At 48.4% G+C, this 12933-nt stretch carries 10 protein-coding genes; 6 read left to right on the top strand and 4 right to left on the bottom strand.

Annotated elements, in window-relative coordinates; genetic code table 11:
• Nucleotides 1-16: 16 nt before the first annotated feature.
• Complete coding sequence (locus JFC05_RS06990; RefSeq protein WP_198336341.1) at nucleotides 17-787, top strand: hypothetical protein; 771 nt, start codon at nucleotides 17-19, stop codon at nucleotides 785-787.
• 140 nt (nucleotides 788-927) lie between these two features.
• On the opposite strand, the gene JFC05_RS06985 is transcribed toward JFC05_RS06990, so the two are convergent.
• The 4 genes from JFC05_RS06985 to JFC05_RS06970 all read right to left on the bottom strand — a co-directional run bounded on the left by JFC05_RS06985 (nucleotide 928) and on the right by JFC05_RS06970 (nucleotide 5591).
• The gene (locus JFC05_RS06985) at nucleotides 928-1620 is read right to left on the bottom strand and encodes a TetR/AcrR family transcriptional regulator (RefSeq protein WP_198336340.1); all 693 of its coding nucleotides are present in this window, start codon (nucleotides 1618-1620) and stop codon (nucleotides 928-930) included.
• Nucleotides 1621-1857: 237 nt separating this feature from the next.
• The gene (locus JFC05_RS06980; RefSeq protein ID WP_198336339.1) at nucleotides 1858-2877 is read right to left on the bottom strand and encodes an endonuclease/exonuclease/phosphatase family protein; all 1020 of its coding nucleotides are present in this window, start codon (nucleotides 2875-2877) and stop codon (nucleotides 1858-1860) included.
• A 281-nt stretch (nucleotides 2878-3158) separates the two neighbouring features.
• Nucleotides 3159-3671, bottom strand: a complete 513-nt coding sequence (locus JFC05_RS06975; RefSeq protein WP_198336338.1) for a hypothetical protein — start codon at nucleotides 3669-3671, stop codon at nucleotides 3159-3161.
• A gap of 261 nt (nucleotides 3672-3932) precedes the next feature.
• Nucleotides 3933-5591: an FGGY family carbohydrate kinase gene (locus JFC05_RS06970; protein WP_198336337.1), complete on the bottom strand. Its 1659-nt coding sequence runs from the start codon at nucleotides 5589-5591 to the stop codon at nucleotides 3933-3935.
• A 695-nt stretch (nucleotides 5592-6286) separates the two neighbouring features.
• On the opposite strand from JFC05_RS06970, the gene JFC05_RS06965 reads away from it, so the two are divergent.
• The 5 genes from JFC05_RS06965 (at nucleotide 6287) to JFC05_RS06945 (ending at nucleotide 12726) form a co-directional block, all read left to right on the top strand.
• Complete coding sequence (locus tag JFC05_RS06965; RefSeq protein ID WP_227697454.1) at nucleotides 6287-7924, top strand: TolC family protein; 1638 nt, start codon at nucleotides 6287-6289, stop codon at nucleotides 7922-7924.
• Between the two features lie 108 nt (nucleotides 7925-8032).
• On the top strand, nucleotides 8033-8899 hold the full coding sequence (locus JFC05_RS06960; RefSeq protein WP_198336335.1) for a YihY/virulence factor BrkB family protein: 867 nt from the start codon (nucleotides 8033-8035) through the stop codon (nucleotides 8897-8899).
• A 45-nt stretch (nucleotides 8900-8944) separates the two neighbouring features.
• Nucleotides 8945-10138, top strand: coding sequence for an HlyD family secretion protein (locus tag JFC05_RS06955; protein ID WP_198336334.1), 1194 nt, complete (start codon nucleotides 8945-8947; stop codon nucleotides 10136-10138).
• A gap of 3 nt (nucleotides 10139-10141) precedes the next feature.
• A complete protein-coding gene (locus tag JFC05_RS06950) occupies nucleotides 10142-11542 on the top strand; it encodes an ABC transporter permease (protein WP_198336333.1) in 1401 nt (466 codons plus the stop codon).
• Nucleotides 11542-12726, top strand: a complete 1185-nt coding sequence (locus tag JFC05_RS06945) for an ABC transporter permease (RefSeq protein ID WP_198336332.1) — start codon at nucleotides 11542-11544, stop codon at nucleotides 12724-12726. Before JFC05_RS06950 ends, JFC05_RS06945 begins: the two co-directional genes overlap by 1 nt.
• The last annotated feature ends 207 nt before the right edge of the window (nucleotides 12727-12933 follow it).

Genomic DNA, 12933 nt, shown 5'->3' with positions numbered 1-12933 from the left:
ATACAAGGGTTGTAATATGTCGAAGTCTGCCAGCACAGTAGCTACCTATAAACGCTCTTTTTATACGGCACTGTCCGCAGTATTGCTACTCACGTCTGCTTCATCAGCATTGGCAGCAAGCGACCGTGTCAAAACCAACACACTGATAAGTAATGACTACTGCCATAGCAATTTAGAAAATCACATCCCTTCTTATCAATACCAAAGCGCCGAGCAGCAGGCATTGAGCTGTATGCTCGCACAGGTAAAACCCTATCAGCAAGCGGATAAGACAGCACGCCAGCGCTACTGGGCCTATAAAGCGCAAGCCTGGCTGAATTACGCCATTCATCAAAACAGTATCAATAGCCGCTCTACCGCTGGTGCCTACGCTGCCCAAGCGACAGAGTCCATCTTACAAGCCCTACAAGAGGGTACAGAGCAGCGCATCGATCTGTATCAGGACATCCCTGCGATGTCTGCCTTGATGCGGCCAGACCTATGGGCAACTATAAGCGCCCTCAAAGACAGTGACGGCATCGCTGTCGCCCCGCGTGAGATGGCGTTTAGTGAAGTAGCGCTGATTTGGGCGGCCACCAATCAATGCGCGCGCGGCTGGCGAGAGTCAGGGATTCATTTTCGTATGGCCGATCGCTGGCTTGAGCAAGCACGCCAAGCCTACGTCAATGCTCACGACTCACAGACCAATGTTGCCCTGCAAGCGCGTATCGTTCGCTATTATGAGGCGTACGCCCCTCTTGACTCAGGCGAAGACACATGTCATGGGCAAGCGCTCTCTCCTATCTAAGCCACCTACCCTGCTAACTAATCATCAAGCACCAAGCACTAAACACTAAGCACTAAGCATAAGTACAGGCATAAAAAAGCCGACTATGCAGTGAGCATGTCGGCTTTTTCGTTGCTATTCAACCAGTAGCATACTGTCAACTAACGGTTTTTACGCGGTAGCTTTTCTGGCAAATAACAGCGCAAATAAGCGATAAATGCCGTATTTGCTTCTTGAATATAGTCATCCGTAATGGTCTGGTGGCGACGATAAGACAAAGTAAAGATCGCATTGACGATGCTATAAGCAATCAATAACGTGTCTTGAATATCATCAAAATTCGGCATCTCATAGCGTTCTGATAAGCGCTTATACACCAAGTCTACGATTTGATGATCGATATCTTCACCGAAACTGTCTCCTTCAAAGTCTGGAGTATTGGTATCATAGATCAGCTTGGCTTTGGTTTCATCATTATGAAAAATTGTCACACACTTATCGATCAACGCGGTCAAATACCCCTGCCATCTGTCGTAATTGCCGATATCGACCGTCTCTACCATCTCTAATATCTCGATGGCGTTCAAAAAACGCAACGCTAAAAATATCGCTTCGATATTAGGGAAGAAATGATAAGCAGATGCGCGCGGAATACCTGCCTCTTCGCACACCGCTGCAAGGGTAATATCGTTAATAGCATGGGTTTCGCTTAGCTTTTTGGCACCAGCCAAAAGTTTTTGACGACGTGCACGACCCTGCTGACTGGTAAACTTAAACTTATTTGGCACCAGCTTTTTTGCCAGCTCCGAATCTACTAATACATCTTCAATTTTTTCGTCTTTGTTATCACTCATTGTAAATCTCTTAATGTTACGTCCTATTTCATAAATACAATCTTCATTGAGTAGCATTCGTCCTAAATCACTGGAAAATCAACGAGTGGCTCAAATGTAGAGCCAACGTTATCGCTACTATATTCAACGAGGGTGCATCATAAATGCTTATACACTATGAAGCAAGGGACGTGAATGGGTTAAAAGTTAATATATCGATTAACACTCTATTAGCCTTAACTGTCTAATTTTATGAGGTTAATCATTAAGCCTAATTTTCGCTCTTATGATACCATGATCGATGACCCTATCTGCATAATCCCATTTTAAATGATCATTAAAATAGTCCACCCGCTCTACCTGACCGAGCGAAAACTTGCTATCAGGTAAGAACTCTTCTGACACAAATAATTGATCGATGACCTCTGGCATACCTTGGTAAATATGAGTATAAGCCACATCTTTCATCCAGCCATAACGCGCTTGAATACGGGCAGCATCAAATAGTGCAACATCGCGCATGCTTTTATCATAATTGACCTCGCCCGTCTCCGTCATCAGCTGCGTGGTGACGCTATTCGTCACATCATTCATGTCACCCAACAAAATCAGCGGCTCACGGGTATTCTGCAAACGCTCAATGATAGACATACGAATCGAAGCCGCCTCGGCCGCACGCATACAAAGACTTCGCAGCTTGGCACGGACCCTGATATTAGGGTCATCCATATCTTCTAGCAAGTTACCGGCCTCATCACGCAAGAAAAAAGCACGTTTGCTTTTTAGATGCGCGGTGACGATGGTGATTGGCTGACCATAAGCATCAACTCGCACCATCAGCGGTGGCCGATTAAAGCGCTGGTAGAGACCCACATCAGGGACATCAAGCACTGCCTTCGGTGCCACCTCCTGTAACAAACTGACCTCTAACGGCTCAAAACGGCTGATCATGCCTACTGCTGGTGTCTTTTGGGCACCCTGCCCTTGGGTATACGGGCTGGCCACATCATTGCTTGCCAGCGGTGCGATGACGTGCTTTGCCTCAAAACCCAAAGACGCCGCCAGCGCTACTAAAGCGGCACTATCCCAAACTTCTTGTACAGCGATGATATCGGCATGAGCCTTCGCCAACAATTCGCTGATACCGCGTAGCTTATGATTGTATTCAGTATCATTATAAGCAGGGGCATTGTCATAATAAATGCGGTTGGGATTTGCAAAGTTCAATAAGTTTGCGGTCGCGATATAAAATTGATGATTATCAGCCTTATTATTCATATATTCCCTATTATTTTTATAATGTCTGATATATTCATTCACACCCATAAATAATAAACTTTTTTCATAAAAAAAGCTTCCAAAGATGCCTTCGGAAGCCTCAAAATAACATAAATCATATAAATAAAAGCGATTGAAAGAAACTAATGTACAATTAAACTCTCTGCTGTAACGTCATAGTAAGCTCTTATAATACTGCTTAGTTTTTAGACTGTTACGCTTTTTTATTTATATTTCTGATGAGTTTTTATAAGATTTTTAGGGCCTTATAAAGAAGCCAATTAAGAAACACGGTTCCACGCATCGCGTGAGGCTCGGCGAGCATCATTCCACTCTAGGCGAGACTCGCCTTTTACTTCATGCCATGAGCGCTCTAAGTCAGCTTCGTGGTCTTCAAAACGCGCATCGGCTGGATAGCGCGCACGATTGGCGTAGCCTACTGCATATGCTGGGTGTAAATCACGATCAAAATCTAGGCCATCGCGATAGTAGTCTGCATTGGCATACTCAGCGCGCCAGTATGCTTCTTCACGCGTCGGATCAATCGCTTCTGCAGCTGCATGACCGGCGCCGCCACCGACGACTGCGCCAATCGCGCCGCCAATTAGTGTCCCTAGCGGCCCTGCCATTGTACCAATAGCCGCGCCCGCTGCTGCACCGCCAACGCCGCCAACACCTGTGCCGATAGGATGCGAGCCTGGCTCACCGGTGATGATGTCTGCGTTTAGGTCTTTTTTAGACTCTTTTGACATGTGTTTTACTTCACTGCGATCAATACCGTCATGGTTACTCATAATATTATCCTTAAATTATTTGTTATGTTTTAACTACTCAGACCGCCAAGTTTGCGGACTTGTGAATACCATTAAAGTATAGGAATTTATGGATAAGCTTCGATAGACGCGTTATGTAAACTCTGTCCCACTTCAGATTGCCTTACGTTACAGCCTGTATCTTTCTCACGGTCATGTACGGCCGTTTCAGGTTTTCAGTAATACTCCTATATTGATTTTATCGTCTCCTAAATTTTCTATATCATTTTTTATCGCGTTGTTTTATAGCGGCATTAAGGATCGTTTGATAGCTTGCTGCCATTTACTCAGATGCTGCTCACGCATATCTGCTGACATGCTCGGCTCAAATATACGCTCTACTTGCCAAGACGCTTGCATCGTGGTGTCATCATAAAGCCCTGTTTTTAGACCCGCGAGCATTGCTGCACCTTTTGCGGTGATTTCTGTGTCCCTAGGACGCAGCACCGGCACATCCAGTAGATCTGCCTGAAACTGCATCAGCAAATCATTATTGGCCGCGCCGCCATCTACCCTGAGCTCTGTAAGCGGATGCGGGCTGTCTTTTTGCATTGCAATCAGCACGTCATAGGTTTGATAAGCGACCGCTTCTAGCGCTGCACGAGCAATATGCGCCTTAGTAGTGCCGCGGCTCATCCCAGTGATACTGGCGCTGATATCAGAGCGCCAATAAGGCGCGCCAAGTCCTGTAAAAGCTGGCAATAGTACCACCTCTTCACTACTGTCTACTTGCCGTGCCAAATCCTCCACTTCACCACTTGTCTTAATCATACCCAAATTATCTCGTAGCCACTGGATAATGGCACCTGCCATAAACACACTACCTTCCAAGGCATAGGTCACTTCTTTTTTTGGTGGCTGTAATAGGCGCATACCTGACTGAACGATTTGGTCAAATGATAAGTTATCTGGACGCGTTGGGCTGGTTTTTCGCTGCCACGCGATGGTGGTCAGCAGTTTATGTTCGCTGATTTTTGGTTGTTTGCCTATGTTCATCAGCATAAAGCACCCAGTCCCGTAGGTGTTTTTGGCCATACCCGCATCCAGACAGCCTTGGCCAAAGAGCGCCGCTTGCTGATCACCCAATACCGACTGAATAGGTATTTGCTTGGCAAATAGGCCTTTTTTGGTTTTGCCAAAATCTCCGTCAGACGGCAAAACGGTGGGTAGGATGCTCATGGGTATCGAAAAACGGGCACACAGCACCTCTGACCATGACAGCTTATGAATATCAAACAATAACGTCCGAGATGCATTGGTCACATCGATGACATGCGCGCCACCAGTCAGTTTGTATATCAACCAGCTATCGATGGTGCCCACCGCTATCTCACCTCTACTGGCGCGCACGCTCAGCTTAGGGTTGTTTTCGAGCAGCCAAGCGATTTTGCTGGCACTAAAATATGGATCGAGGCGCAGGCCAGTCAGACGCTGCACCTCTTCTGCCATGCCATGCTGCGCGCTGCTATTGAGACCCGTGTCGCTAACCGCAACTTTGCTCAATGCGCTTTTGCTCCGTGCACCGCTGTCAGACTCGCCGCGACTTGCAGGCTCAGCCGCCAGAGTTTTGCAATAGCTGGCCGTACGCCTGTCTTGCCAAATAATCGCTGGCGCTAATGGCTTGCCGGTTTGTTTGTCCCACATCACAATAGATTCACGCTGGTTGGTGATGGCAATGCTACTGACATCGGTGGCCAGCAAGCCTGCAAGGTTGATCACATCGTGCGCACAGCTAATCTGCGTCTGCCAAATTTGCTGGGCGTCTTGCTCTACAAAACCTGCCTTAGGTGTCTGCAAGGTCGTCGGTTGCTGCGCCATCTTAATGGGGCGGGCGTGATCGTCGTAGAGTATCGCTCGGCTCGATGTCGTGCCTTGGTCCAAGGCCAATATATATCCTGCCATTACCTGCCCCTTTTTTGCTGATATGCTAAATAATCGTCAGCTCAGTTTACAATATGTCCTGAGTCTGTCCTATTCTGAGTATAGTCGATGTACTCTAAAAAGCGCATAGTGCTACTGGGATGCTATTTTTAAACGTAGGTTGCGCAGCCTCTGGGAACGCAGCACGCAAGTAAAGTTTATAACAGTAGCGCGTTTAAATTTATATAACAGTTTCATGTTCAACTGACTATATGTCCTATATAACGCTAAGTCTTCTATTTTTGATGTTAGGCTTATGATACCGATTATAGCGCGGTATTTTGCCGGCACTGCTTGCCATATGTATAGCCATCTTTTGCGCGGTTTGATGTCTATTTATTTACTGTAGCTGATTGTCTATCATAGCGCTATTTAATACACAATAGAAAAAGTCAAAATACTGAGCATTGACCCGTCACGATTGAGGCTCTACAGTATGTTCATAATAGGGCACATCCTCACTTATTTGCTTTGGATGAATAGTCTATAATAAATGCACAATGCTATCTGCTGCCGGCTTGCGATACGCAGTCATACCCGTAGCAACCCGTATACCAGTGTACTTTTTTATAGGTCTGATGGTCTTGAATCATACCTTGCACTCTTATTAACGGCTTATGTGACTTATGAAATTTGCTTTATCGGCTCTCTCTATTGCTATGATGACGGTGACTCTAATGAGTGCATCGATAGTTACCCATGCAAACACAGACACTCGTGTAGACCCCACGGCAGCGCCTAGCCACGCCGGCTTTCAAAATGAGATACCAACCATCACGCAAATCGTTGAGGCAGAGGATAGTGCGGCGCGTATTCAGGCAACCGACGACATCCGCATCGCACACAGTGCGATGAGTCATGACAATAAGCGTGTCACAAAGCCCTTAAGTACGCTTATCGACCCCATCACGCACAAGACAGTGGACAACAGCTATGCGCTGGATGTGTCTAGTTTTTTGAGCCTTGAGCAAGCACAAGATATCTTATTGCAAGTCTCACCCAAGATCGCAGCCAATGATGCAGCCATCGCCGCCAGTGAATACCAAACCGACGCTCTCAAAACCTTAGACAACCCACTGGTGTTTGCGCGCGTTTCAGCCAGTGCCTACCACCTCGATGAGGATATCGATTTGTCTTCACTCAGAAGCGGCATTGTCAATGAGATTAATAACAGCGTCGATGGCATTGTCCCACCGCCTGTCCCAGATTTGCCAAACTTCGGTGAGCTCGTCGGCGAACGCCTGCCAGACTCTTATGATTTTAAGCGCTCAGGCGAGACGACCAGCGCTGGCCTAGGCGTGGCGTGGCCCATCTATACCGCCGGACGCACCGCAGCTCTAACGGGAGCCTCCCGCGCCCGTACCCAAGAAGCACTCGCAGACAGCATACTGGATAAAAACGCACTATATAACACATTAATCGAGCGGTATTTTAAAGCGCAGCTTGCCATCATTGCCGCCTATTTGCGCGACGATGCTTATGATACGTTAAAACAGACCGACCATATGGCCGAGCGCTTGTATGAAGAAGGCTTTATCTCTCATGTCGATAGACTAGAGGCACAGTCGGCTCTGGCAGATGCCAAAAGCGAAGCTGTCAAAGCCAACAACGATGCTCGCCTTGCGATGATTGCACTACAAAGACTGCTACGCACTGACTACCGTATCAAGCCCACTACGCCATTGTTTGTCTCCAGCCGCCCGTTGCCTGATGTCAGCTACTTTCAGGACTTGGCGCTCAATAATCACCCAGGGCTACAAAAAGTTGCGGCCAAGCGCGCGCAGGCGCAGCAGCTACATGCCTTGTCCGATACAGGCTACAAGCCGACGATCATGCTTTATGGCTACGGGCAAGTTGAAAAAGACCCAAGCTGGGTCGCTGGTATCTCTGCCAGCTGGAAACTGTGGGGCGGGCTCGACAAAACCGCATCACTGGCCTCTAGTAGCGCGCAGATTCGTCAAGCCGACTTGTCTGAGATCGAGGTCAGTGACAACTTACTCCTGCTGGTCGAAAAAAACTGGCATGATGTCAATAATGCCCAAGCACGCTATCAAGCCCTGCAGAGCAATGTAGATCTGGCCGCAGAGGTGCTGCGCTTACGCCGTTTGGGATTACAAGAAGGTGTCAATACCACGATAGATGTGGTACAAGCACAAACGCAAGCGCTCAAAGCTCGTACCGAGCAGGCACAAGCAGCACATGACTATGTACAAGCACTGGCCGCCTTGATGCAAAGCTGCGGCACACCGTTGGCATTCAATGCTTACCTCAATGCTGCTGACATTCAATTGCCGACTTTATATACTCAGCAATAAAAAACACAGCGAAAAACAAATCACAACGACTTAAGTAAGCTACCGTCATTTACTTAACATGGCTAATAGAGACACCTAACCTGAACCTTTAGTGTGAATGATTGTTTTATGGAAAATCTGACTGCTACCTCGACCCGCAATTGGCGACAGACGTTACTAGAGACGTGGCGTATTGCCAATACCTCAAACGTCTGGGCACACTGCGCAAGCGTCGGGTATTTTGGTTTTTTGTCGATTTTTCCAGTCATGGCTGTGTTTGTGCTGCTGTACGGCTTGGCGTTTTCGCCCGCCGAGATGCAAGAGCAGATATCACTGCTACGCCCCTTTATACCTGATACGGTATATGACGTCTTAGATTCGCGCCTAAGTGATCTGGTCTCTAACACCGCCTCTACCCTCACTTTTGGCCTGACTGTCTCAGCCTTAGTTGCTTTATATGCAGGCTCCAAAGGGGTTAAGTCATTAATCGTTCTTATCAATCTGGCCTTTCATATCAGCCAAGAGCGCGGTTTTATTCAAGGCACTATACGCGCCCTTGGTTTGACCTTGGCGGCAGTGGTGGTTTTGATTATAGCCATATCGTCTATCGCGATTATTCCTGTTGCCGCCACTTATCTGCCCTTCCCGCAAGTCGCCAAGACAGTGGCGCTTTGGAGCAGATGGCCGATACTGGCAGGCATTATATTTTTATGCTTTTTGGGTTTATACCGATTAGCGCCCAATCGGGACGCAGTCGCGCTAAAAAAACTGGTGCCAGGTGCGCTGGTAGCGACCGTCCTTTGGATTGTGCTGTCGATATTGTTTTCGCTGTATGTGCAAAACTTTAATAATTATAGCGCTGAGTTTGGCGTGCTTTCGGCTGCTGTGGTCATTATGCTATGGCTGTATTATTCAGCGTTTATCGTCGCCTTTGGTGCTATTTTTAACGCTGAGACGATCGAAAACGCCAAGCCTTATGCGATTCGTGTGTATTAATATCCTCTTTGTTTTCAACTTTGTTGCTTTAGGACTCTCACCGTCATGACTGAATTTCCAAACGAATCAGACGACTCACGCAAACTCCCTGATTCTGATGAATCAGCGCGGCCTCATGATGCACAGACGTCAACGGAGTCTGTAAAAGAGACGCCTGATGACAGCACAGCACCAGCCGCGGCCGATTATTATCGCGGTACGCCAAAGTCAGACAATGCCGCCATGCGAAAAAAAGCTGTATTGGCTGGCGTGGCACTCATCATCATTGCTGTCATTGCCTACGGCCTATACAAAAGCACCGCGCAAAGTGAGCCGCCGCTTGTGACGCTGCAAGGACAGATGCAAATGCAGCAAACATCTATCGCCGCAAAGGTGCCAGGGCGCATCGCTCAAATCTTAGTTACCGAAGGTGATGAGGTCACACCCGGCCAGCAGCTGATTGAAATGGACTCGCCTGAGATCAATGCCAAGATCGCTCAAGCGCGGGCAGGCAAACAAATGGCCCAAAGTCAGTTGGATAAAGCCGAAAACGGCGCGCGCCCGCAAGAGATTGCGCAGGCAAAAGCGGCATGGCAGGCCAACAAAGCCGCCTCTGATTTAGCACAAAACACTTATCAGCGTGTCGACCGCCTTTATAAAGAAGGCTTGATGGCACGGCAAAAACGCGATGAAGCTTATGCGCAGTATCTGGCCACCCAAGATCAGACCGAAGCGGCGCGGCTGCAGTATGACTTGGCACTAGAAGGTGCGCGCAGTGAGGATAAATCAGCGGCCACCGCACAAGTAGCGCAGGTTGATGCCCAGCTTGACGAGGCTTTGGTCGCAAAAGAAGAAGCCAATCTTAAAAGTCCGATTGCTGGTATCGTTGATAATGTCATCGTAAGCGCAGGCGAAGTCGTCGGTCAAGGAGTGCCAATCTTGACGCTGGTCAACACCGACGATCAGTGGGTGGTGCTCAATATCACCGAGTCGCATCTCAATCAATTTGCCATCGGTCAAGTGTTTACGGGCACCATCCCAGCGCTATCTTCTGCCGGCAAGCCCTACAACAAACAATTTACCGTTTATGCCACCTCGACCCTCTCCGACTTTGCCACGTGGCGACCGACCAATAACGATGATGGTTTTGATGTGCGCACCTTTGAGGTCAAGGCTCGCCCGACTGTGCCCGATGCCCGTATCCGCTCCGGCATGAGTGTCATCGTACCTATCGACCCAACCAACATGAGCCAAGAGTAAGCCATGCGCCTAACTCAGCTAAGTGAGGCTTTTATACGTAGCGCCGCCTATGAGCGGCGGTTTTTGCACAAAAACCCATGGGACTTGACCATGGTGGTATGGATTCCCTTGCTCACCGTCTTGCTGATTTGGTGGATATTTTCGCAGACTCAGATTACCAACCTGCCTATTGGGGTCATTGATCAAGACAATGGCCCAGTGGCCAATACCGCCGTGCGCTATCTTGATGCTAGCCCAACGCTGAGCGTCAGACAGATGTATTATTCAGCCGCAGAGGCAAAAGCGGCTATTTTGCAGCGTGATATCTACGCTGTTGTCATCATCCCTGAAGACTTCTCGCGCAATATCTTATCGAGCAAATCCGCACCGCTTATTTTACAAGTAAATGCCCAGTATGGCACGCACTCAGGTATTATTCAGACTGGTGTGCAGGCAGTCGCAGGTACTCTGTCGGCAGGCGTTGAGATTCAGCGCTTGATCAAACAAGGCATGGCACCATCACAAGCGGCAATCGCCTATTCGCCAATCAGCATACAACGCATCAGTCTGTTTAATGCCGCCACCGACTATCAGCAGTTTTTGGCCTCTACCGTGATACCGGCGCTATTACACATACTGGCCATGGTCATCGGTGCCACGACCATCGGCCGTGAGCTACGAGATAAGCAGCTTGGCCATTGGTATGGTTTTATCGCCTCTGCTCAGGCTTATGACAATCTTAGTGGCAGCATTAGTGACAATCTTAGTGATAGTGCTAGTGCCAATATTAGTGGCAATGTGAATAACAATGTAGCTGATAACACTGTGCAAAATATAGTCGCGCTCAGTCAACCTGCAGCTAAGCTGCCAAATAGTACCGCTAAGGACAACACCAATCAAAAACCTGTATCTACGCTGCCGAGCGTGCACATGGGTGTTTTGCTTTTTGGGTTGTTGGGTAAGTACTTTTGGCCGATGCTGGCTTATGGTCTCTGGTCTATCTTGGCGCTGTGGCTGGCCACGCCGCAAGAGTCCGTAGCGAGCAGCGCTGTTTTTGCCACTTATCTTGGCCTGCTGCTTTTGATGATGCTATCGTTTTGGCTGGGCGCTATTTTTACTTTAGGCTCTTTTTCATTACGTATGGGTTTGTCTACCACTGGTTTTATCTCCGCGCCTTCGTATGCCTTTGCTGGCGTGACCTTTCCTTATATTGCCATCAGTGACAGTGCCAAGCATTGGTCAGACGCCTTGCCACTTACCCATTATCTTAAGCTACATATCGCGCAGATGCAGATGCAAGCGCCTGTCGCCATCTCCCTGCCGATACTCTACGGCCTTGCCATCGCCACTGTCGTCGCTATGATGCTGACTGCCCTACTCACCAAACGTGCACTGGCACATCCTGAACGCTGGGGAGCACGCTAATGCCGCCATTATCAACAGACCATAACGCTAAAGTCACCCAGCCGCCAGTGCAAGGCTTTTTTGCAAGCTTTTTTCAGACCCTAACAGACGTTTTTACGGACAAAGGCATTGTATTGATGCTGATTATTGCCCCCATCATCTATGGCTTTTTTTATCCGTGGCCATACTCATCGGAGGTCGTCAATCATGTGCCAGTCGGTATCGTTGATAAAGACAACAGCGACTTATCACGCACCATCGTTCGTTATGCTAGCGCCAGCCCTCAGCTCGACACCAGACGGTTTTTAGACGAACAAAGCGCTAAGGAAGCCATTTGGGCAGATGAGATTGCAGGCTATATGGTGATCCCAAGTGGGCTTGAGCAAAACGTGCTGTCGGGTAAAGCAGCTAGTGTCAGTATTCTTGGTAATGGCGGTTATTTTTTGCTTAATAAAAACGTGCAGATGGGATTTTTAAAAGCGGTTAGCACGGTCTCCGCTGGGGTCAAAATTAAAAAGAGTGTCGCGCAAGGTGCCTATGCCCCGACAGCCGCACAAAACGCACAGGCCGTACCGCTACAGATTGTCCCGCTATACAACCAGACAGAAGGCTATGGCGCTTATGTGGTGCCCGCCGTTTCTATTATCATCTTGCAGCAAACACTACTTATGGCCACTGCCATGCTCATTGGTACTTGGTATGAGCAGCGGCGGCATCAGACCAGCATCAGCGGCTGGCTTGGGCGTATCACAGCGCTTAGTACACTGAGCTTTTTGATCGGCTGCTTTTATTATGGCTGGGCGTTTGAGCTACATCACTACCCACGCGGGCAAAATATGCTCGGCAGCCTGCTGTTTCTTTTACTGTTTTGTCCGGCGGTGGCGACACTTGGCTGCCTACTTGGGCTTTGGTTTCGTCAGCGTGAGCGCAGCATGCAGATTTTGATTTTTAGCTCATTGCCGATGTTTTTTGTCAGCGGCTACCCATGGCCTGCCGACCAGCTGCCTACTTTCTTACAAATAGTGCGCTGGTTTATTCCGACCACGCCCGCCATCAATACCTCAGTCCAGCTAAACCAAATGGGCGCGAGTATCTCTCAGGTCGCGACTGGGTTTTATGCGCTAGCGGCCTTATGGGCGCTGTATTTTGCGCTACTTGTGTGGCTTCGCTGGTATAATGCGCCAAAGCGTAGGCAAGTCTCGTAGCGGCGGCTCGGCTCGTTTAAAAGCTTTCTAGGGCGTGTCCTCAATTCAATCGATAGCCATCTAAATGGGCTAAAAATGGCTAAATCTGGTCAAACGGTGTCAAATAGCTGGTTAATATCTCAATATTATCTGCGCTATTTTCCTTGTTTAACGGCGATTTATCTCATTTTTATCGCCATTTTTAAAATGAGGACACTCCCTATAGCC

Source organism: Psychrobacter celer, assembly GCF_016107555.1.
In the GTDB taxonomy this organism is placed as follows: Bacteria; Pseudomonadota; Gammaproteobacteria; order Pseudomonadales; family Moraxellaceae; genus Psychrobacter; species Psychrobacter celer.
The sequence above is the reverse complement of the archived record's forward strand: the minus strand, read 5'-3'. Positions and strand labels throughout refer to the sequence as shown.